This is a genomic window from Rhizobium sp. WCS2018Hpa-16 (genome assembly GCF_031843705.1).
In the GTDB taxonomy this organism is placed as follows: domain Bacteria; phylum Pseudomonadota; class Alphaproteobacteria; order Rhizobiales; family Rhizobiaceae; genus Agrobacterium; species Agrobacterium tumefaciens_C.
This window is the reverse complement of record NZ_JAVTIX010000003.1, coordinates 453513-474130: the sequence shown is the minus strand read 5'-3', so window position 1 is coordinate 474130 and position 20618 is coordinate 453513. Positions and strand designations below refer to the sequence as shown.

Genomic DNA, 20618 nt, shown 5'->3' with positions numbered 1-20618 from the left:
TAGGCTCAATATTCTTGCCGACATATTGAATACAAGGCCTGAAAACTGTATCCCGTTGTCACCATGTCAACGAAAGATCCGCATATGTTTTCCGGTACCCGGCCAGCCATCATCACCGACGCAGAGCGCTTGGAACGGCTGGAGCGCCTGCGTGTCGTGATGGCCGAGCGGGACATTGCAGCATTGCTTCTGGGTTCAAGTGAGAGCCTTCGCTACTTTACTGGCCTTGTTTGGCACCAGAGCGAGCGGCTGCTGGGAGCGGTCGTGACGCAGGCAGGGCTGCATTACATCGTGCCGGGATTTGAAAAAAGCCGCGTCGATACGCTGCCTCACATCGCGGGTGACATTCACGTCTGGCAGGAAGAGGAAGCCCCTGCGGCGCTCGTTGCCTCGCTGGTTGGTGCGCGTGGGCTTGTTGCGCTGGATGATGCGCTGCCGCTGTTCATTTATCACAGCCTTGCCCGAGAGTTGGGGCCTGAACGGCTTGTAGACGGCAGCCCGTTGATCAGCGGCTTGCGGATCCGAAAATCAGCGGCTGAAATCGCCATCATTCAGTATGCAATGGATCTGACGATTGAGGTGCAGAAGCGCGCCCACGGCATGATGAATCCGGGCATTCGAGCGTCGGATGTCATCCGGTTCATTGATGAACAGCATGTTGAGCTTGGTGGCGAAGGCGGCTCCTATTTTTGCATCGTATCCTTCGGCTCAGCCACCTCTCTGCCCCATGGTGCAGAGGGCGACCAGATTTTGAGCGCGGGCGATGTCATTCTGGTTGATACGGGAACCCGTATCGATGGCTATCACTCTGATATTACCCGCACCTATATGCTCGACCAACCGACAGCGGAATTTGCAAAGGCCTGGGCAATAGAGCGGGAGGCGCAGCAGGCGGTTTTCGATGCCGCACAGCTTGGCGCGCCATGCAGCGACCTGGATGATGCCGCACGCCGCGTGATGGCGAGCCACGGCCTTGGGCCGGACTACAAGCTGCCCGGCCTTCCGCATCGCGCCGGCCACGGGCTTGGCTTGGAAATTCACGAAGCGCCATATATTGTGCGCGGAAACGCCATGCCGCTTGCCCCGGGAATGTGCTTCTCCAACGAACCGATGCTGGTTTATCCCGACCGGTTCGGCATTCGGCTTGAAGACCACATCTACATGAGCAGCGAAGGCGCGAAATGGTTCACGCGAGCTGCGACTTCGCCAACGCAGCCATTTTCCTGATTGACCATTAACTGTGCGTTACTTGCATCTATAATATATATGCTTTTTAAACACGAATCATATTGTGGAGCTATCAATGTCCGCTGCCGAAAAAAGGAAAACAAAAACACCTGTTCTGGTGGATCGGATCGCGGAATTTGTCGAGAATATCCAGGCCACACGAAATGCCGATGGCACCTTCGACACCAAGAAAATCAGCGCGCTCTGGAATGAAGAAGTGCGCTTCCACTTCGACAATGGCCGAACAGAGAAGACGCTCGAACTCTATATCGTAAAATATAGATATGCGCTGAAAGACGCCTTTGGCCCGAAGACGACGCCGCTGGCGATCTGCAACATGAAAAAGCTTCGTGAGCGCCTCGACACCTATATCAAGACCGCTGAATATCCCGTGCGTGGTGTGGCACATTCCATTAGGGAAAAACTTGAGCGGGCCGAATACAGCATGGTGGGACGCAAGCCCCGTTTTCTGTTGCGCGTCTCGGACTTCATTGATGCTACGAATGGCGTGACGACAAAGGCGGAGATGCAGGCGCTGTGGGATGCCGAGATGGCGTCCATGGGCGATAAGGCGCAGGCCACGGTCATTTCCTACATCACCAAATACCGAAATGCGCTGCGCGAAGCCTTTGGCGAAGAGCACCCCATGCTGCGCATCGCCGCCGGAACGCCGCAGCTCTATGATGAAGCGCGCAAGATCAAAATGGCGAAGATCGCCAACAAGCATGGCTCGCTGATCACGTTTGAGAACTATGCCGAGGTGATGCGGCGCTGTCGGCGCTACCTGCAATCCTCAGATATCATGACGGTCGCAATCGGCCTGATGGGCACCACAGGTCGGCGTCCCTATGAGGTCTTCACCCAGGCAGAATTAACGCCAGCACCCTACGGCAAGGGCGTTTCGAAATGGAGCGTGCTGTTCAACGGTCAGGCCAAGACGAAGCAGGGCGAAGGCACCAAGTTTGGCGTGACCTATGAAATTCCGGTGCTGGAACAATCCCGCATCGTTCTTGATGCCTACAGCCGCCTGCGCGAAAGCAGCGACGGAAAATCCTGGCTTGGGCTGAATGTGGACGATTTTACTGCCGAGGTGCGCCTGCCACTGCGCGATGCGGTGATCGCCAAATTCGAGGATATTTGGCCCAAGGAAGAGCCGCCGAAGCCTTACGGTCTGCGCCATCTTTATGCCGAAATAGCCTATCGTAATTTTGCGCCGCCCAGCGTGACCAAGAACAGCTATTTCGCCGCCATCCTTGGCCACAACAACAATGATCTCGAAACATCGCTGTCTTACATGACCTACACATTTCCCGAGGATGCGGCGCAATCGAAGGTGCGTGCCGAGCGTGTTGCGGAGCGCACCATCCAGCAGATGATTGAGGTGAACCGTATCCCAGGCATGCCGCAGGCTTGAGGCCATAACCCACGCCTTGACACCGACAAAATGCCGCTCTAGCAAGTTGGAACATATATTCCAAAATAGCTAGGGTTCGCATGTGCGTTCCATAAGCAGGCAACAGGATCGGGAGGATACGATGGTAACGAGATTGGCTTTGCTGGGTGCAGGTCGCATCGGAAAAGTGCACGCAAAGGCGATTGCCTCTGACGCCAGAGCAAAACTGGTAGCTGTCGTGGATGCTTTCCCCGAGGCCGCGCAGGCGATTGCGAATGAAAGCGGCTGCGAAATCAGCACCATCGATGCGGTTCTCGCCAACCCCGATATCGATGCCGTCATCATCTGCACGCCCACCAACACCCACGCCGATCTGATCGAGCGTTTCGCCCGCGCTGGCAAGGCAATCTTCTGCGAAAAGCCTATCGATCTGGATGTCGCCCGCGCAGCCGCCTGCATCGAGGTTGTCAAGGAAACCGGCGCGAAGATCATGCTCGGCTTCAACCGCCGTTTCGACCCGCATTTCCGCGCCGTGCGCAAGGCCATCGATGACGGCCAGATCGGCGATGTGGAGATGGTGACAATTGTTAGCCGTGACCCCGGCGCGCCACCACCTGAATATATCAAGGTCTCCGGCGGCATTTTCCGCGACATGACGATCCATGACTTCGATATTGCCCGCTTCCTGCTTGGCGAAGAAATCGTCAGCGTGTTTGCAACAGGCTCCGTTCTGGTGGACCCGAGAATCGGTGAACTCGGCGATTACGATAGCGCCAGCATCATCCTGACAACGGCAAGCGGACGCCAGGCCAGCATTTCAAACTCGCGCCGTGCGACATACGGTTATGATCAGCGGATCGAAGTGCACGGCTCGCTCGGCTCGGTCGCCGCTGAAAACCAGCGCCCCGTCTCCATCGAAGTGGCCACGAAAGATGGCTACACCCGCCCGGCGCTGCATGATTTCTTCATGACGCGCTATACGGAAGCCTATGCGGCAGAAATCAAGGCCTTCATCGATTCGGTCGAGAATGATGTAGCACCTTCCCCCTCTGCCCATGATGGATTAATCGCTCTGAAACTGGCAGATGCCGCACTGAAATCGGCTCGCGAGAAAGTGCTCGTCCAGATCGTCTAATACGCGCAAAGAAGACGGAGGCTATCTGCCTCCGTTTTTTAATTGTCGTTGACACCCAACACAAAAAACGACAGTTTCCAGACATTCCGAGGGGAGCATCTTAACGATGCTGAGATGGCGCTGAGCCGGACCCTTGAACCTGATCCGGGTCATGCCGGCGTAGGAACGGAACAGTCGCCACTGGCAATGCTTTTCTTTTCTCCGCTCGACCTGGATCTCCGTGATGATGCATCTGGAGATGATAGAGCATGGCGAGTTATCCAACGGCACAAACAGCCGCAGAGCTTCTGGTGCGGGTGCGACAACGACGACCGCGTGTCCATTGCCTGATGAACACCGTGGTGCAGAAGTTCACCGCAGATGGCATCACCGCCATTGGCGGCATTCCGTCCATGACATCGTCCGAAGAAGAAATCGAAAGCTTTGTTTCCAAGGTTGATGCTCTGACGATCAATCTGGGCACACTGGATGCGGCGCGCCGCAGCGTCATTCGCATTGCGGTTGGGATCGCAAACGAACACGGAAAGCCATGGATCATCGATCCAGTGCACTGCGACTACTCGCCATCCCGACTGGACTTTGCGCACGAACTGATTGGACTTCAGCCCACCATCGTGCGCGGCAATGCGGCTGAAATGGCCGTGATCGGTGATGTCGGCAAGGCGCTGCGCATTCAGACCGGGCCGGAAGACCTGCTGCGGGACGACCTCAGAAAGATCAAAGTTCAGAACGGCCACAAGTGGATGGCAAAGGTGACAGGCACCGGATGCCTATCCGGCGGTGTCATCGCGGCATTCATGGCGGTGGAGATTGATGCGATGCTGGCGGCAGCAGCAGCGCTTGTCGTAACAGGTGTCTCGGCAGAACTCGCTGCCCTGCATGCCCGTGGCCCCGGCACATTCGAGGCCGCATTTCTGGACGCGCTGAACGCCGTCACCGAGCAAGATATCTTGTCCCATGCGAGGATTGACCATGATGAAGATTGATTACCGGCTGAATGCGCTGGTCGATGCGTCGCTATGTGACATTGCACCATTGCCGGAACTGGCGGCGGTCGCAGCGCTGCACGGCGCAACAATCATTCAGTATCGCGACAAGCATGGCTCGACGCGGCATATGATCGAACAGGCGACGCTCATTCGAGAGGCGCTTGGCGCAACGGGCGTGCCCCTTGTGATCAATGACCGTGTGGATGTGGCGCTGGCATGCGGGGCAGATGGTGTGCATCTGGGCGCGGATGACATGGACGCCCATATGGCTCGGCGCCTTTTGGGTGACAATGCTATCATCGGCATGACCGTCAAGAACATGGAGGATGCAAAACGCGTCGCCGGTTCCCCGGCTGACTATGCTTGTATTGGCGGTGTTTTCGAGACCGTTTCCAAGGTCAATCCCGATGCGCCGGTGGGACTTGAGGGCTTCAGGCAGTTGCGCGCGCAGCTGAAACGCGACCGGGGCCATATGCCAGTGGGTGCCATCGCAGGCATCTCGCTGGAGACTTTGCCGGGTGTGATCGAGGCTGGTGCCGACGGCGTTGCTGTCATCTCCGCCCTGTTCCGCGCGGTTGATATTGCCGGTGCCACACAAGCTTTCCGCCATGCGGTGGATGCGGCTCTGGAGGCGCGCCAATGACAGCGATTGCCTTGACAATTGCCGGTTCCGACAGCGGTGGCGGTGCAGGAATACAGGCAGACCTGAAGACGTTTTCTGCCTTGGGTGTATACGGTGCCAGCGTCATCACCGCCATTACCGCCCAGAACACGCGGGGCGTGACGGCTGTTGAAGACGTCTCGACAAGGATGATCGGCGCGCAAATGGATGCCGTTTTCTCCGACATCAACATCGGTGCGGTCAAGATCGGCATGGTATCGCGGATTGAGACGATTGAGACCATCGCCGCTGGTCTCCGCAGCATCGACAAGCCCATCGTGCTCGACCCGGTGATGGTTGCGACATCGGGTGATCGACTGTTGCAGGAAGACGCTATCGAGACGCTGCGCAGCAGATTGCTGCCGCTGGCATGGCTTGCGACACCGAACCTGCCGGAAGCAGCCCTTCTCAGTGGCCAGCCGATGGCGGAAAACAACAAAGACATGGTGCGCCAGGCAGAGGCGATCTTGAAGACCGGCGCTCGCGCTGTTCTGGTGAAAGGTGGCCATGGCACGGGCTGCGATAGCGTCGATCTGCTGGTGGATGGTAACGAGGTGCAGGAATTCTCCATGCCACGCATTCAAACGCGCAACGACCACGGCACCGGCTGCACGCTGGCGGCTGCCATTACCGCACATCTGGCGCTTGGCAATACGCTGGCGGAGGCTGTTGGGCTCTCAAAAGAATATCTCCACGGTGCGCTGGCTGCAGGACAGAAGCTGAAAATTGGCGGTGGGCACGGGCCGGTGCATCACTTTTATCGCTGGTGGCATGCCTGAATTCAGCCCCTTGGCTTAGGGCTGGCCAGTGCGTTGCGAATGGCGAAGCTGGAATGAATGCGCGAAACGCCGGGCAGTTTCGAAAGTACGTCTTTGTGAACCCTCTCGAAATCACCGGCTGTTTCGACCTCGACCCGTAGGAAATAATCAGAGCCGCCGGTCATCAGATAGCACTCACGTATCTCGGGGTATTTACGAACGGCGCTTTCGAACCGATTGAGAAAATCTTCCGTCTGCCGGTCAAGCGTGATCTGGACAATCACCGAGATGGCTTCGCCGCCAGCCGCACTGCCCGTCAGTGCCGTATAGCCTCTGATAACCCCTTCCCTCTCCAGAATATCAACCCGCCGCAGACAGGCGGAAGCCGATAGCCCAACCTCTGCGGCAAGCTTGGCATTGCTGATGCGGGCGTTCAACCTCAGCACTCTGATGATATGGCGATCGGTAGCGTCCAAAGCTGACATGAAATCATTCCGTTCTGTCGCTGAATATTGCGCGAAATCAAATATCTTCGAACGATCCGCGCATCAAATTGCAGAAATTCGATGATCGTTGCAATACCATCTTGTAAAATAACAAGGGAACGATGATGGACATGACGATCAGTCGCCAAACGGCGAGTGGCGGTGCCAGCGGTTATCTGACCATAGATCTGGGCGCGCTTCGCGACAATTATCTAACCCTATGTCGGCTCGCTCCGAATGCGATGACCAGCGCGGTCGTCAAGGCCGATGCCTATGGTCTGGGTGCCGACGTCGTTGCCCCCGTTCTGTACGATGCGGGTTGCCGCCACTTCTTCGTCGCCCACATCGATGAGGGAATTTCGCTGCGCAGGCGCATTGCGGGTGATGCTGATATCTACGTTTTGAACGGGCTTCAGCCCGGCAACGAGACATGCTGCGCGGCCATGTCACTCACACCCGTCATCAACTCGCTGGAGCAACTGGCGCAGTGGACTGCCCATGCGAAGTCCCTTGGAAAGACGCTGCCTGCCACCCTTCAGTTTGATACCGGCATGTCCCGGCTTGGAATGGCGCCGTCTGAAGTCGAAGCGCTGAAGAATGCTCCCGAACTGCTGGATGGCATCGCGATCACCTTCATCATGAGCCATCTGGCCTGCGCAGACGAGCCTGAGAATGCCGCCAACGGCGCGCAACTGGCCGCGATGCGCAAGACGGCGCAGATGTTTCCTGATGTGCCGGTGTGTTTTGCAAACTCCGGTGGCGCGTTCCTCGGCGCTGACTTCCACAACGCCCTCATGCGCCCGGGCATCGCGCTTTATGGCGGCGCGCCTTCGACACTGAGGCCGAACCCGATGAAGCCTGTCGTGCGGCTGGACGTTGCGGTTGTGCAGACACGCACGGTGCCTGCCGATACCCTCGTTGGTTATGGCGGCACGCTTCGCACAGCCAGCGAAACACGGTTGGCAACGGTAGCTGCGGGCTATGCTGACGGCCTTCCCCGCTCTCTCAGCAATCGGGGCGCGGCCTATTTCAACGGCGTGCGTCTGCCTATTGCGGGCCGCATATCCATGGATAGTATCAGCCTTGATATCACGGCTCTGCCGCAGGGCACGCTGACCCATGGAAGTCTGGTTCAGCTCATCGGCCCGGACCAGACGCTGGAAGACATGGCCGAGGATGCCGGAACGATTGCCTATGAAATTCTGACCGGCCTCGGCCACCGGTATCGCCGAGCCTATATCCAGCCGCAGCAGCCTGACGTAATGAACGAGGGGGAGTGAGCCAACATGAACATCACAATTCTTGGAGCCGGTGTCGTCGGCGTCACGTCCGCCTGGTATCTGGCAAAAGCCGGTCACTCCGTTACCGTCATCGACAGGCAGCCGGGAGCGGCTCTCGAAACCAGCTTTGCCAACGCGGGCGAGGTTTCGCCGGGCTACTCATCGCCCTGGGCGGCACCCGGTATTCCCATGAAAGCCATGAAGTGGCTGTTTATGGAGCACTCTCCCCTCATCATTCGGCCAACGCTGGACCCGGCGGCCTTGCGGTGGATTGGCCAGATGCTTCGCAACTGCACGTTCCAACGCTACTCGATCAACAAGAGCCGCATGGTGCGCGTGGCGGAATATAGCCGTGATTGCCTGATGGCGTTGCGTGATGAAACCGGCATTCAATACGATCAACGCACGCAAGGCACGCTGGAGGTTTTCCGCACCCAGAAGCAATTCGACGGCATCGGCAAGGATGTTGCGGTGCTGAAGGCAGGCGGTGTGCGCTACGAGGTTCTGGACCGTGACGCCTGCGTTGCCGTTGAACCCGGCCTTTCTCTGTCCCGCGACAAGATCGTTGGCGGCTTGCGCCTGCCCGGCGACGAGACCGGCGATTGCTTCATGTTCACCACAGAGCTGGCAAAGCTTGCCGAACAGGCTGGCGTGAAATTCGTCTACGGCACCGGCATCATGCGCCCGGTAACCGAAGGCAACCGCATCAAGGCCATAGAAACCACCAAGGGGCTGGTGGAAGCGGACGTCTTCATTGGCGCTTTGGGAAGCTACACCCCTCACCTGCTCAGGCACCTTAACATCGACCTCCCCGTCTATCCGGTCAAAGGCTACTCGATCACAGTCCCCATCATCGACGCGGCGCGCGCGCCCATTTCGACTGTCATGGACGAGGCGCATAAGATTGCGATCACGCGCCTTGGCGACCGTATTCGCGTGGGTGGGATGGCCGAAATTGCCGGTTTCAGCACGGACCTGCCCGCCAAACGACAGGCGACCTTGACCCATTCCGTCGAAGATCTGTTCGGCGGTGCGGGCGACCAGTCACGCGCAAAATTCTGGAGCGGCCTGCGCCCCATGACACCGGATGGCACGCCAGTGATCGGGGCCACCCGCTACAGCAACCTTTACCTCAACACCGGGCATGGCACGCTGGGCTGGACGATGGCCTGCGGATCAGCCCGCGTTCTGGCCGATATCGTCAGTGGCAACAAGCCGGAGATTGAAACCGCGGATCTGGCTATTTCCCGCTACGCAGCGTGAAGTAGTTCAAAGCGATAGCGCATCTTTGAGGGCCAGCCCCTCCTTGTTGCGCAGGTCAAGATCGGCCTCGATGTGATCGATGTGGTGAAGCATGAGATGTTTGGCTTTCTCCGCATCGCCCGCCTCCAATGCATCGAGAATGGCGGCGTGATCGCCGTGGCCGCAGCTTGAAATGCCCGAGCGACCGTAAAGCGCAATAACCAGCGACGAGCGGGCGACGAGTTCCGCCATAAACTTTTCAAGAATGGCGTTGCCAGCAACCGCCGCCAGCATCAGGTGAAAATCACCGGATGCCTTGATTTCCGCGCGCCGTGCACTGGGACCGCGCTCGTGCTGGTGGCGCGTTTCCTCCTCAAGATGCACCCGCATATCCGCAATGACCTCAGGTGTCAGGCGCTCAATGGCGGCATTGACAATGCCGGGTTCAATGAGCCGCCGTGAGGCGAAGACCTGGAGCGCTTCATCCGGCGTCGGGTTTGAAACGAACGCGCCACGATTTCGCTCCGTCTTTACCAGCCCCTCGAAGGACAACATCTGCAGGGCAGCCCGAACGACCGTGCGGCTGACATCAAACAGCGTCCCGACCTCAGCTTCCGAAAGCTTGGTTCCGGGAGCCAGACGCCTGTCGACAATCGCATCCCGCAACGTATCGCGAATGGCCTGCGCCCGGTCTTCCTGGCTGTGGTCGTTTTCTGGGCTGATGTGAGCAATCGTCATGTCGGCATCCAAAGCTGCATGGCCCTTTCTACCCCGAAGTGACGGAAGTGGAAACAGCAAACGTTCTCATTCAGACCAGATGATTGAATACAATCCTTATGCAACATCGAAAACAATCGCTCGTTTTTTGGGCATCTGCGGATAGCTGCACGTGCCACAGACATCCATCGAATTAAAATACGACGTCATTTCATAATCTTAAGCGCCGAGCATCGAAACTGGCACGGCTTATGCAACGTCTTCTGCGACGAGCAGAGGAAAACACATGAGCAAAGCCGCCGAGATCGATATTGCTTCCGTGTCCAAGATATATGGCACCACGACGGCTGTCCACGCGATCAGCCTCAAGATACCGGCGGGAAGCTATTGCTGCCTGCTGGGTCCATCCGGATGCGGCAAAACATCCACCCTGCGCATGATTGCGGGCCATGAGAGCATTACCAGCGGCGATGTGCGGCTGGGCAATACCGTTGTGACCGACTTTCCACCTGCCAAGCGCGGCACGGCGATGATGTTCCAGTCCTATGCGCTTTTCCCGCATCTGGATCTCATCGACAATGTTGCCTTCAGCCTGAAGATGAAAGGCGTTGACAAAGAAGCCCGGCGCGCCAAAGCGATGGAAATGCTGCAACTGATGCAGCTGGAAGCCTATGCCAATCGCCGTCCCGCCCAGCTTTCCGGCGGCCAACAACAGCGCGTTGCGCTTGCCCGTGCGCTGATTACCGATCCTGAAGCGCTACTTCTGGACGAGCCACTGTCTGCCCTCGATCCCTTTCTGAAGATCCGCATGCGGGCCGAACTCAAGAAGCTTCAGACAACACTGGGCATCACGTTTGTTCACGTGACCCACAGTCAGGAAGAGGCCATGGCGCTGGCCGATGTCATCGTCATCATGAATGACGGTCGGATCGAGCAGGCGGCCACCCCGCGTGAGGTGTTCGAGCGCCCGGCAACCAGTTTCGTGGCGCGCTTCATGGGCAATCACAATGTCATCTCAGGCCGCGTCCGCGAAAAGAGCGGCGATCTCGTGACCATGGATGTTGTTGGTGGTGCGTCCTTCAGCGCAGCCGGTGATCCGCCAGAGGATGGGATAATGGACATTGCCGTCAGAACCGACCGCGTTCGCATAGGCCGCGAGGACGTACCGGGGCACGGCTTTACCGGCATCGTCTCCAACGTCGAATACCACGGCGCTACCGTCAAGATTGTGGTGACGGGTGCTGGAATCGAGGACTTCAACGTCATTCTGAGCGACGTCGCCTTCTTCGAAAAACCCATCAAGGTGGGGGAAGCCATACCCCTGTCCTGGAATGCGGCAGATGCCATCGTGCTCGGCCGGGTCAAGAAATAAACCTAAAAACAACCAGAGGAGAATGTGTCATGACCAATCCAACCAACACAAAAAAGGGCTTGTCCCGTCGCGGTCTTCTGAAAGCGGGTGCCGCCGCCACAGGTGCTGCCATCGGCTCCGGCCTCATCACGGGTTTCCCGACCATCTGGGCGCAGAACCCGATTACGCTGCGCCAGTTCGGCACCGGCGTGTCGAACCTCAACGCCATCGCGGATAAATGCAAGGCGGACCTCGGCATCACGCTGGAAATGACGGCAACGGATTCGGACGCCGCCGCCCAGCGCGCCGTAACGCAGCCGAACTCCTACGATATTGCCGATATCGAATACTGGATCCTCAAGAAGGTCTATCCATCCGGCGTCATCCAGCCGATGGAAATCAAGAAGCTGAAATATTACGACAAAATCGTTCCGCTCTTCAAAAACGGCAAGCTGACGCCGGACAGCGTAATTGCCCAGGGCACCGCGCCGCACACTGTCGGTTTCGTAGAAAAGCCGGGCGACAAGAAATTTGCCAAGGGTGAAACCGACTATTTCACCATGGTTCCGACCATCTACAATGCTGACACGCTCGGCATCCGCCCCGATCTCGTCGGTCGCGAGATCAACAGCTGGGCCGATATCATGGACCCCGCATTCAAGGGCAAGGCATCGATCCTCAACATTCCATCCATCGGTATCATGGATGCTGCGATGATCATGGAAGCCATGGGCAACCTGAAATATGCCGACAAGGGCAACATGACCAAGGAAGAGATCGACAAGACGATCGACTTCCTCATCAAGGCAAAGAAGGATGGCCAGTTCCGCGCCTTCTGGAAAAGCTTTGATGAAAGCGTCAACCTCATGGCATCTGGCGAAGTCGTCATCCAGTCCATGTGGTCGCCAGCCGTCGCAGCCGTGCGCTCCAAGGGCATCGCCTGCAAATACCAGCCTTTGAAGGAAGGCTACCGTTCATGGGGCGGCGGTCTTGGTCTTGCCAAGCACCTGTCAGGCGCAAAGCTCGATGCGGCTTACGAATATATCAACTGGTACACATCCGGCTGGGTCGGCGCCTATCTCAACCGTCAGGGCTACTACTCCGCCGCCATGGACACGGCCAAAGAACACATGACAGCTGACGAATGGGGTTACTGGGTCGAGGGCAAGGCAGCGCAGGGCGACATCATCGCTCCTGACGGCAAGGTCATGGAAAAGGCTGGCGCGGTGCGTGATGGCGGTTCCTTCCAGGAGCGCATGGGCAAGGTGGCCTGCTGGAACTCCGTGATGGACGAAGACCGCTACATGGTTCGTCGCTGGAACGAGTTCATCGCCGCCTGATCAGGTTTTCACGACAATGGGATATGCGGATTTCAATTCCGCGTATCCACCCACCAGAAGCGAGGAGACCGGCCGTGGTAACAGTGAGATTGATCGGCGTCAGCGACAAGAGCGACAGGAAGCGCCGCAGCTTTGCACTTGCGCCGAAGCTTGTCGCCTATATCCAGGCGGCACCGCTTGCCCTTATTCTCGGCTTTTTCCTCGCCTTGCCCATTCTGATGATCGCCATCGTCAGTTTCTGGGATTATGATTTCGCGCAGATGTATCCGGGGTTTGTCACCTTCAACTATGGTGAAACGCTCGGTTCCTGGGTCACATGGCAGACCTATCTCAACACGCTGAAATTTGCGGCTATGGTCTGGGCCATAACGCTGTTTTGCGGCTTCTGGGTCGCCTATTTTCTCGCATTTCACATTCGCACCACGACCATGCAGATGGTGCTATTCCTGGTCTGTACCGTACCGTTTCTCACCTCAAACATCATCCGCATGATTTCCTGGATACCGGTGCTGGGCCGAAACGGGCTGGTCAACAGCGCGCTGGTCAATATGGGCATCGTGCCAGCGCCGGTGGAGTGGCTGCTCTATTCGGATTTCGCGGTCGTCCTTGCCATGGTGCATCTCTACACGCTGTTCATGGTCACGCCGATTTTCAACACCCTGATGCGCATCGACAAGTCGCTGGTGGAAGCTGCGCGGGATGCGGGTGCCTCAAGCTGGCAAATTCTCTGGAATGTCATCATTCCCCTGGCCAAGCCCGGCATTGCCATCGGCACCATCTTTGTCGTGACGCTCGTCATGGCAGATTTCTCGACGGTCCAGGTCATGTCCGGCGGACAGAGCGCATCCGTGGCGCTGATGATGAAGAACCAGATGTCGCTGCTGCAATATCCGGCAGCTGCCGCCAATGCCGTCATCCTTCTCGCCCTCGTCCTCTCGATGGTGGCTGGCATATTGCGCGTCGTCGATATCAGGAAGGAGCTTTGACATGCATTCGGAAAAACGCGGTCGTGAGTTTTACGTGCTCTGCTTCTTTTTCGGCCTCTTTGTGCTGTTCCTCTATGGCCCGCTCTCAGCGATCCTTATTCTCGCCTTTCAGGGCCCCAATGGCGGCCTGACCTTTCCGCTGAACGGGGTCTCGCTGCACTGGTTCGCCAACCTCTTTCAGCAACAGGCGGTGGGTGATTTCGGCGGCTCCTTCCGCCGTTCACTCGTCCTCGGCATCATGGTCATGAGCGCCACGGTGCTGGTGTCGCTTCTGGCGGGCCTCGCCTTTCGCCGGAAATTCGTCGGTGCGACGCCGCTGTTCTATCTCTCCGTCGCCAGCCTTGTCGTGCCATCCATCATCATATCGCTCGGCATCGGTGTTCTGTTCCAGCAGCTTGGTCTGGAACCATCATGGTACACCTCCGCCTTTGGCGCCCATATGACATGGACGCTCCCCTTCGGGGTGCTGATCATGCTGGCCGTCTTCAACCGCTTCTCGCCATCTTATGAAGAGGCAGCGCGTGACCTTGGCGCGACCTCCTGGCAGACCTTCCGCGAGGTCGTGTTGCCGATGATTGCGCCGAGCCTGATCGGCATCGGCCTGTTCGGTTTCACTCTGTCCTATGACGAATTTGCCCGCACCTTGATGACATCTGGCACCTACAACACTCTGCCACTTGAGATTTACGGCATGACCACGAACGTTACGACGCCGGTGCTCTATGCCCTTGGTGCTGTCACGACGTTCTTCTCATTCCTGGTGATTGCCGCAACGCTCGGTCTCATCGTCTACCTAAACCGCCGCCAGTTGAAAGCCTGATCGACAAAATGCGCATTCTCATCGTCAATCCAAACACCACCGCATCCATGACCAAGACCATCGCCGCCGCTGCAAAAGCCGTTGCGGCACCGGGCACAGACGTCATGGCTGTCACCTCGCTGATGGGACCGGTGTCCATCGAAGGCTACTATGATGAAGCCTTTGCTGTGCCGGGCATGCTGGCGGAGATCGCCAAGGGCGAAAAGGCTGGCGCGCAGGCGGCGATCATTGCGTGTTTTGACGATACGGGGCTGGACGCGGCAAGGGCGCTGGCCTCCATCCCGGTCATTGGCATTTGCGAAGCAGCGGTTGCGACCGCATCCTTCATTGCGCAACGCTTCACCGTGGTCACCACCATGGAGCGTTCGCGGCTGCCAATTGAGCATCTAGTCGAACGCTATGGCATGGGCCGCCGTGCCAAGGTGCGCGCTGCCGATATTCCCGTGCTATCGCTCGAAGACCCTGCCTCTAATGCATTGGAGCGTCTTCGTTTCGAGATCAGCGCCGCAATCCGCGATGACCGTGCGGAAGCAATCGTGCTGGGCTGCGCTGGCATGGCGGACCTTGCCGCCCAGCTTTCCGCAGAGTTCGGTGTGCCGGTGGTCGATGGCGTTTCGGCTGCTGTCAAACATGCGGAGGGGCTGGTTACGCTCAGCCTCAGGACTGCGAAAAACGGAGCCTATGCCACACCCGTGGCAAAACCCTATCTCGGGATGCTTGAAAGTTTTTCTCCCGTTGAACCGCTGAAAGTCTAGGAAAAGCCCTGCCATACCTGCCTTTGCACTGCCACAATTCGTTCAGCGCCGGTTCAGCCGCAGGCCGCTAATTCTTAACCATTGAATAACAACTGGCAGATTTTCTGCCCTTTGGATGGAAAACGAAAATGGCCTCGTTTGCAGCTAAAACTCTTCTGGCTCTCGGAGTCTCTGCAGCCGTCATCGCCCCTGTTAATTCAGCCTCAGCCGACGATTGGGGTCGCCACCACCGCGACGACGCGCTGATCGGTGGCATGCTTGGTCTTGCCGCTGGTGTGGCAGTCGGTTCTGCGCTGGCACAGCCAAGGTACTCGGAAGAACGGGTCTATGACGAGCCACCCGTGCGCAGCTACCAGACCTATCAGCCACGCTACACCTATAGCGAACCTGATTACAGATATGAGCGGCCAGCGCCGCGTCCAGTCTACCGCGCCCAGCCGGTTTACGACACGCGCCCGGCTTACCAGCCACGTCCGCGCTACCGCACCATCGAGCCATGGTCTGAAGCGTGGTTTGACTATTGCTCCCAGCGCTACGGTAGCTTCAACGCCCGCACTGGCACCTATATGGGCTACGACGGACAGAGCCACTTCTGCGTTGCAGGCTGAAGCCTCGACTTAAACAAAAGCAGCCGCGCAGGCTATGATCCCTTACGGACATAGTCGGCGCGGTTGATGCTGTGCCGCTGCAGCTTGTCGTAAAAGGTCTTGCGCGCGATGCCCAGCGCGCCGATCGTGCCCGCCACATCGCCTTCGAATGTTTCAAGCGTCTCCCGAATGATCTGGGCCTCTTCCCGGTCAATGCGCTCCGAAAGCGTGCCTGATGTGTGCCGAGGCGCAGCAGGCGTCGTCTGAGCCGCCGTATCTTCCAGCCCAAGCACCACACGTTCTGCAAAGTGGCCGAGTTCGCGCACATTGCCCGGCCAGTCATGGTCGTTGAGGTGACGCGAAACAGATGATGTGATGGTGGGCATGGCCATGCCGAACCGCTTGGAAGCCTTTGTGACGAAGTGGGAAAACAGCAACGGGATATCGGCTTTGCGTTCTCGCAGTGGCGGAATGGAAAGCGTTACCACGTTCAGCCGATAATACAGGTCATCACGAAAATCGCCGCGCTGCTCCGGGTTTCCCAGATCCACCTTGGCAGCGGCAACCACGCGAATATCGACAGACCGCACCTCATTGGAGCCAACCGGCGAGACCTGCCGCCCCTCAAGCACGCGCAGCATTCTGACTTGGACTGCAGGCGGCATGCTTTCGATTTCATCGAGGAACAGCGTTCCACCGCTGGAATGTTCGATACGGCCAACGCGTTTCTTTTGCGCGCCAGTAAAGGCGCCGGCTTCATGGCCGAAAAGCTCGCTTTCGATGACCGTTTCCGGCAAGGCACCACAGTTGAGCGCAACGAAGTTGCCCTTGGCGCGGCGTGTGCTCCAATTGTGAAGGGCTGTGGCGACAACTTCCTTGCCACTGCCCGTTTCACCCGCAACCAGCACATCCACGTCCGTATCCGCGATATGCCTAAGTGTATTACGCAAGCGTTCCATGGCTGGCGTCTGACCAATCAGCGGCAGGTCGTCCTCTGCCTGCTGCGCGGCTTGCTTCAGCGCGCGGTTTTCCATGACAAGGCGGCGCTTTTCGAGAGCGCGGCGCGCACTTTCCACCATCCGCTCGGCCGGAAACGGCTTTGCAATGAAATCGTAAGCGCCGTTTTGCAGCGCCGCCACCGCCATGGGCACATCTCCATGGCCTGTAATGAGAATGACAGGCAGGTCCGCATCGATTTCGCGCAGCCGATCAAAAAACTGAAGGCCGTCCATGCCGGGCATGCGGATATCTGTGATGACGACGCCGTCAAAATCTTGCGATATCGCTTCCAGAGCCAACTCGGCTTTTGGAAACGGTGAGACCATCATGCCGTGCAGTTCCAGCGTCTGGCGCATGGCTTTGCGTAATTGCGAGTCATCGTCGACAAGGTAGACCGTGCCATGGATCGTCATATCATGCTCGCTTCAGGTGTACAGAGAAACAGGTTCCGGTCTCGCTGGTGACGACAGCAATGCGACCGCCATAATCGGACGCAATATCCCGCGAAATGACGAGGCCAAGCCCAAGGCCACCCTCCTTTGAGGTGTTGAATGGCGAGAACAATTGCCCAAGAATGTCAGGAGCGATGCCCGGCCCATTATCGGCAATTTTCAACACGATCTCACCCTCCGCATCCTCAGTGCGCACGGTCACGCTGCCATCCGGCTTATCCTCGACAGCTTCCAGTGCATTTTGCAGAAGGTTGATGACGATCTGCTCCAGCCTGATACGGCTGCCCGACACCATCACAGTTTCATCCGGTAACCGAATGTCCAGAGCATCCATGCGCCCGGCGAAACGACTGCGCAGCAGCACGACGGCACCTTCAATGACAAGGCGGATACTGACCGGCTCTGCCGCCGTGCGGCCTTTTCGCGCCAGTATCTTGAGATCACTGGTAATCACACCGATCCGCTCCGTCAGCGATGCGATACTTTCGAGGTTTTCGTCCGCTTCCTCCTTGCGATCCCGCTGGAGGAACACCCTTGCATTATCGGCAAAGGCACGGATGGTCGCGACGGGCTGGTTGATTTCATGGGCCACACCTGCTGCCACCTGGCCCAGAATGGAAAGGCGGTTGGCCTTGACCAGTTCGTGCTGAACGCTCTGCAACTCTTCAGCCGTCTGTTCATGGCGCACGATTTCGGCCTGAAGGCGATCCCGCGCCATCGTCAGATCAATCGTTCGCTCCTGCACGCGGCGTTCCAGTTCGGCGCGGTCCCGCTCTGCTGCGGCACGGGCTTCTGAGGCCTTTTGTCTGCGCCGAAACCATATGGCCGACAACGCAAAGACGGGCATGAGCCCTGCTGCAGCGATAATCCGGTTTTCACGAATGGCACCGTTCATCGTGGCCTGCACCGGCTGGAGATAATGCAACGACCATGCCGTTGATGGTACCGGCAGTTCCAGCCGCAAATATTCACCGGACAAGGCCGCAGGAGAGGTGACACTCACCATCGCCACCTCTGGCCCGGGTCTGGAGATTGTCTTCACCGGCATGGGGGAGAGTTGCTCATCCCCGAACTGGAGACTTTCTGAAATTGCCTTGCGTCTTGCATCATCAACAGGTGCCACCGTCTTGAACCGCCATTCGGGAATGCTGGTCATCAGGACAACGCCGTTTGAATCGACGATGTAGACCGGGCGGCCACCGATATTCCAGTCTGCCTCAAGGCGATTAAACTCAACCTTGGCAATAACGACCCCGAGAGGGCTTCCATCCGGCCCATCCACGCGCCGTGAAATGTAAAGACCTGGCCTACGACTGACATTTCCCAGCGCGTAATGCTCGGCCAGGCCCGTCTCCATCGCTCTCTTGAAATAGTCCCGAAACGCATAGTTGGAGCCGACGAAACTTTCAGGCGTTTGCCAGTTGCTCGAAGCAATCGTGACGCCATCCATATCTGCCACATAGATGACGGAGGCCTGCGTTCCTTCGATCAAGCCTTCGAGCTTTCGATTGAGTTGCTCCAAAAGAGGACCACGGTTCTGGAGTGCGTCGATCAGGTCTCGATCCTTCGAGAGCACGAGAGGAAGAACTCGCGGGCGCTCCAATGCCACATTCAGCAGTGCCGATTTCAGCTCGCCATCGGTACTGGCCGTGGCCAGCAAAGTCTTTGTGGCCTGAACCCGCCCCAACTTATCGGCAGCAACAAACACACCAAAGGCTATGACAAGCCACATGGCGCCGAAGGCGACCCAACGAAATCGAACTGTATCTAGATTACCAGCCATCGAAACCTCAAGTCAGATGGCTTCATTGTGTGGATTTCCGCACAAAATGCAAGAGTTCATGAGCGGATAAACGCACAAACGATGGCGGCGATCGCAGCATCATATTTTTCATTGTTCGAAATCAACAACTTAATTCTCAAGGCGGCGTTTGGCACAGTCTTTGCTGTCCTAACCTAGAAACGGTCTTTGACCGCGAGCCAGTTCGTCAAACCCGGGAGGCCATCAGGCAGGGTTGTGACCGAGGAGGAAAGAACATGATTGATAGCACCGCCGTGGCATCCAGCCACGTCAAACTCCCTTTTTATCGCCACCTCTATTTTCAGGTTATCGTCGCGATTATTGCGGGCATTGCGCTCGGCCACTTCAACCCGACCCTCGGTGAGCAATTGAAGCCACTGGGCGATGCCTTTATTCGCCTTGTGAAGATGATTATCGCCCCTGTGATCTTCCTGACCGTTGCCACCGGCATTGCCGGAATGAACGACATGAAGAAGGTGGGTCGCGTTGCCGGCAAGGCAATGATCTACTTCCTGACATTTTCGACATTGGCGCTGATCGTTGGCCTCATCGTCGCCAATGTCGTTCAGCCGGGCGCTGGCATGAACATCGATCCATCCACGCTGGATGGCAAGGCCGTCGCGACTTATGCCGCCAAGGCGCATGAGCAATCCATCACCGGCTTCCTCATGAACATCATTCCGACAACCATTGTCGGCGCGTTCGCGGAAGGTGACATTCTTCAGGTCCTGTTCTTCTCCGTGCTGTTCGGTATTTCGCTGGGCATCGTTGGAGATCGCGGCAAGCCTGTCGTCGATTTCATGCATGCCCTGATGTACCCGATCTTCAAGCTCGTCGCGATCCTGATGAAGGCCGCACCAATCGGTGCATTCGGTGCCATGGCGTTCACCATCGGCAAATACGGCATTTCGTCCGTTACCAATCTGGCGATGCTGATCGGTACATTCTACTTCACGTCGCTCTTCTTCGTCATCGTCGTGCTTGGTGCGGTTTGCCGCTACAACGGTTTCTCGATCTTCGCGCTTATCCGCTACATCAAGGAAGAGCTTCTGCTCGTTCTCGGCACGTCATCTTCTGAAGCCGCACTGCCGGGCCTGATGAGCAAGATGGAAAATGCAGGCTGCAAGCGGTCCGTCGTTGGTCTTGTCATCCCCACCGGCTATTCCTTCAACCTCGATGGCACCAACATCTATATGACGCTGGCTGCTCTCTTCATCGCGCAGGCGACCGGTATTGAACTGACTTGGGGTCAACAGATTTTGCTGCTGCTCGTAGCCATGTTGAGCTCCAAGGGTGCGGCGGGCATCACAGGTGCTGGCTTCATCACGCTGGCAGCGACCCTCTCGGTTGTTCCATCGGTTCCGGTTGCCGGCATGGCGCTGATCCTCGGCATCGACCGCTTCATGTCTGAGTGCCGCGCGCTGACGAACTTCGTCGGTAATGCTGTGGCAACGATCGTTGTTGCCCGCTGGGAAGGTGAGCTTGACGAGGCGCAGCTTGCCCGGGTGCTGAGCGGCGAACACATTCCCACAACAGGCGAAGTTGAGCCTGCCGCTATTGCACAACCTGCCGAATAAAGCATGTAGACCGCACACAAAAGGCCCGCCCGGTATCATCGGTGCGGGCCTTTCTTTTTGCTG

General features: G+C 57.6%; 19 protein-coding genes and 1 riboswitch. Of the genes, 15 read left to right on the top strand and 4 right to left on the bottom strand.

Annotated features, from left to right (window positions below):
• Nucleotides 1-84: 84 nt before the first annotated feature.
• From RQI55_RS13330 to thiD, 6 genes are all read left to right on the top strand, one after another.
• Nucleotides 85-1227: a Xaa-Pro peptidase family protein gene (locus RQI55_RS13330; RefSeq protein ID WP_042616701.1), complete on the top strand. Its 1143-nt coding sequence runs from the start codon at nucleotides 85-87 to the stop codon at nucleotides 1225-1227.
• 76 nt (nucleotides 1228-1303) lie between these two features.
• Nucleotides 1304-2641: a telomere resolvase gene (locus RQI55_RS13325; RefSeq protein WP_311272806.1), complete on the top strand. Its 1338-nt coding sequence runs from the start codon at nucleotides 1304-1306 to the stop codon at nucleotides 2639-2641.
• Between the two features lie 121 nt (nucleotides 2642-2762).
• The gene (gene iolG, locus RQI55_RS13320; protein ID WP_311272805.1) at nucleotides 2763-3755 is read left to right on the top strand and encodes an inositol 2-dehydrogenase; all 993 of its coding nucleotides are present in this window, start codon (nucleotides 2763-2765) and stop codon (nucleotides 3753-3755) included.
• 79 nt (nucleotides 3756-3834) lie between these two features.
• Nucleotides 3835-3938: riboswitch (TPP riboswitch) on the top strand.
• Between the two features lie 65 nt (nucleotides 3939-4003).
• On the top strand, nucleotides 4004-4741 hold the full coding sequence (locus RQI55_RS13315; RefSeq protein ID WP_311272804.1) for a hydroxyethylthiazole kinase: 738 nt from the start codon (nucleotides 4004-4006) through the stop codon (nucleotides 4739-4741).
• The gene (thiE, locus tag RQI55_RS13310) at nucleotides 4728-5387 is read left to right on the top strand and encodes a thiamine phosphate synthase (RefSeq protein ID WP_311272803.1); all 660 of its coding nucleotides are present in this window, start codon (nucleotides 4728-4730) and stop codon (nucleotides 5385-5387) included. Before RQI55_RS13315 ends, thiE begins: the two co-directional genes overlap by 14 nt.
• Complete coding sequence (gene thiD / locus RQI55_RS13305; RefSeq protein WP_311272802.1) at nucleotides 5384-6184, top strand: bifunctional hydroxymethylpyrimidine kinase/phosphomethylpyrimidine kinase; 801 nt, start codon at nucleotides 5384-5386, stop codon at nucleotides 6182-6184. Before thiE ends, thiD begins: the two co-directional genes overlap by 4 nt.
• Nucleotides 6185-6186: 2 nt before the next feature.
• On the opposite strand, the gene RQI55_RS13300 is transcribed toward thiD, so the two are convergent.
• A complete protein-coding gene (locus RQI55_RS13300) occupies nucleotides 6187-6648 on the bottom strand; it encodes an Lrp/AsnC family transcriptional regulator (RefSeq protein ID WP_311272801.1) in 462 nt (153 codons plus the stop codon).
• A 125-nt stretch (nucleotides 6649-6773) separates the two neighbouring features.
• On the opposite strand from RQI55_RS13300, the gene alr reads away from it, so the two are divergent.
• Both alr and RQI55_RS13290 read left to right on the top strand, forming a co-directional pair.
• Nucleotides 6774-7928 (top strand): alanine racemase, encoded by a 1155-nt coding sequence (gene alr, locus RQI55_RS13295; protein ID WP_311272910.1) that lies wholly within the window; start codon nucleotides 6774-6776, stop codon nucleotides 7926-7928.
• Nucleotides 7929-7934: 6 nt separating this feature from the next.
• A complete protein-coding gene (locus RQI55_RS13290; RefSeq protein ID WP_311272800.1) occupies nucleotides 7935-9191 on the top strand; it encodes a D-amino acid dehydrogenase in 1257 nt (418 codons plus the stop codon).
• Nucleotides 9192-9197: 6 nt separating this feature from the next.
• Here the strand turns inward: RQI55_RS13290 and RQI55_RS13285 are convergent, their stop codons facing one another.
• On the bottom strand, nucleotides 9198-9908 hold the full coding sequence (locus RQI55_RS13285) for a GntR family transcriptional regulator (protein WP_042616702.1): 711 nt from the start codon (nucleotides 9906-9908) through the stop codon (nucleotides 9198-9200).
• A gap of 265 nt (nucleotides 9909-10173) precedes the next feature.
• On the opposite strand from RQI55_RS13285, the gene RQI55_RS13280 reads away from it, so the two are divergent.
• The 6 genes from RQI55_RS13280 (at nucleotide 10174) to RQI55_RS13255 (ending at nucleotide 15747) form a co-directional block, all read left to right on the top strand.
• On the top strand, nucleotides 10174-11259 hold the full coding sequence (locus tag RQI55_RS13280; RefSeq protein WP_042616460.1) for an ABC transporter ATP-binding protein: 1086 nt from the start codon (nucleotides 10174-10176) through the stop codon (nucleotides 11257-11259).
• 29 nt (nucleotides 11260-11288) lie between these two features.
• Nucleotides 11289-12578, top strand: coding sequence for a PotD/PotF family extracellular solute-binding protein (locus RQI55_RS13275; protein ID WP_311272799.1), 1290 nt, complete (start codon nucleotides 11289-11291; stop codon nucleotides 12576-12578).
• A 74-nt stretch (nucleotides 12579-12652) separates the two neighbouring features.
• Complete coding sequence (locus RQI55_RS13270; protein ID WP_311272798.1) at nucleotides 12653-13564, top strand: ABC transporter permease; 912 nt, start codon at nucleotides 12653-12655, stop codon at nucleotides 13562-13564.
• A 1-nt stretch (nucleotide 13565) separates the two neighbouring features.
• On the top strand, nucleotides 13566-14384 hold the full coding sequence (locus RQI55_RS13265; RefSeq protein ID WP_311272797.1) for an ABC transporter permease: 819 nt from the start codon (nucleotides 13566-13568) through the stop codon (nucleotides 14382-14384).
• Between the two features lie 8 nt (nucleotides 14385-14392).
• On the top strand, nucleotides 14393-15139 hold the full coding sequence (locus RQI55_RS13260; protein WP_311272796.1) for an aspartate/glutamate racemase family protein: 747 nt from the start codon (nucleotides 14393-14395) through the stop codon (nucleotides 15137-15139).
• Nucleotides 15140-15267: 128 nt separating this feature from the next.
• Nucleotides 15268-15747, top strand: coding sequence for a BA14K family protein (locus tag RQI55_RS13255; protein WP_311272795.1), 480 nt, complete (start codon nucleotides 15268-15270; stop codon nucleotides 15745-15747).
• 32 nt (nucleotides 15748-15779) lie between these two features.
• Here RQI55_RS13255 and RQI55_RS13250 read toward each other — a convergent pair whose 3' ends face one another.
• Nucleotides 15780-17138, bottom strand: a complete 1359-nt coding sequence (locus tag RQI55_RS13250; RefSeq protein WP_311272794.1) for a sigma-54 dependent transcriptional regulator — start codon at nucleotides 17136-17138, stop codon at nucleotides 15780-15782.
• Nucleotide 17139: 1 nt separating this feature from the next.
• The gene (locus RQI55_RS13245; protein WP_311272793.1) at nucleotides 17140-18960 is read right to left on the bottom strand and encodes a sensor histidine kinase; all 1821 of its coding nucleotides are present in this window, start codon (nucleotides 18958-18960) and stop codon (nucleotides 17140-17142) included.
• Between the two features lie 254 nt (nucleotides 18961-19214).
• On the opposite strand from RQI55_RS13245, the gene RQI55_RS13240 reads away from it, so the two are divergent.
• Complete coding sequence (locus tag RQI55_RS13240) at nucleotides 19215-20555, top strand: dicarboxylate/amino acid:cation symporter (protein ID WP_311272792.1); 1341 nt, start codon at nucleotides 19215-19217, stop codon at nucleotides 20553-20555.
• The last annotated feature ends 63 nt before the right edge of the window (nucleotides 20556-20618 follow it).

Excerpts from the sequence above, each read along its gene's own strand:
- RQI55_RS13330 (WP_042616701.1), top strand. The coding sequence starts at position 85 with ATGTTTTCCGGTACCCGGCCAGCCATCATCACCGACGCAGAGCGCTTG.
- RQI55_RS13325 (WP_311272806.1), top strand. The coding sequence starts at position 1,304 with ATGTCCGCTGCCGAAAAAAGGAAAACAAAAACACCTGTTCTGGTGGAT.
- iolG (WP_311272805.1), top strand. The coding sequence starts at position 2,763 with ATGGTAACGAGATTGGCTTTGCTGGGTGCAGGTCGCATCGGAAAAGTG.
- RQI55_RS13315 (WP_311272804.1), top strand. The coding sequence starts at position 4,004 with ATGGCGAGTTATCCAACGGCACAAACAGCCGCAGAGCTTCTGGTGCGG.
- thiE (WP_311272803.1), top strand. The coding sequence starts at position 4,728 with ATGATGAAGATTGATTACCGGCTGAATGCGCTGGTCGATGCGTCGCTA.
- thiD (WP_311272802.1), top strand. The coding sequence starts at position 5,384 with ATGACAGCGATTGCCTTGACAATTGCCGGTTCCGACAGCGGTGGCGGT.
- RQI55_RS13300 (WP_311272801.1), bottom strand. The coding sequence starts at position 6,648 with ATGTCAGCTTTGGACGCTACCGATCGCCATATCATCAGAGTGCTGAGG.
- alr (WP_311272910.1), top strand. The coding sequence starts at position 6,774 with ATGGACATGACGATCAGTCGCCAAACGGCGAGTGGCGGTGCCAGCGGT.
- RQI55_RS13290 (WP_311272800.1), top strand. The coding sequence starts at position 7,935 with ATGAACATCACAATTCTTGGAGCCGGTGTCGTCGGCGTCACGTCCGCC.
- RQI55_RS13285 (WP_042616702.1), bottom strand. The coding sequence starts at position 9,908 with ATGACGATTGCTCACATCAGCCCAGAAAACGACCACAGCCAGGAAGAC.
- RQI55_RS13280 (WP_042616460.1), top strand. The coding sequence starts at position 10,174 with ATGAGCAAAGCCGCCGAGATCGATATTGCTTCCGTGTCCAAGATATAT.
- RQI55_RS13275 (WP_311272799.1), top strand. The coding sequence starts at position 11,289 with ATGACCAATCCAACCAACACAAAAAAGGGCTTGTCCCGTCGCGGTCTT.
- RQI55_RS13265 (WP_311272797.1), top strand. The coding sequence starts at position 13,566 with ATGCATTCGGAAAAACGCGGTCGTGAGTTTTACGTGCTCTGCTTCTTT.
- RQI55_RS13260 (WP_311272796.1), top strand. The coding sequence starts at position 14,393 with ATGCGCATTCTCATCGTCAATCCAAACACCACCGCATCCATGACCAAG.
- RQI55_RS13255 (WP_311272795.1), top strand. The coding sequence starts at position 15,268 with ATGGCCTCGTTTGCAGCTAAAACTCTTCTGGCTCTCGGAGTCTCTGCA.
- RQI55_RS13250 (WP_311272794.1), bottom strand. The coding sequence starts at position 17,138 with ATGACGATCCATGGCACGGTCTACCTTGTCGACGATGACTCGCAATTA.
- RQI55_RS13245 (WP_311272793.1), bottom strand. The coding sequence starts at position 18,960 with ATGGCTGGTAATCTAGATACAGTTCGATTTCGTTGGGTCGCCTTCGGC.
- RQI55_RS13240 (WP_311272792.1), top strand. The coding sequence starts at position 19,215 with ATGATTGATAGCACCGCCGTGGCATCCAGCCACGTCAAACTCCCTTTT.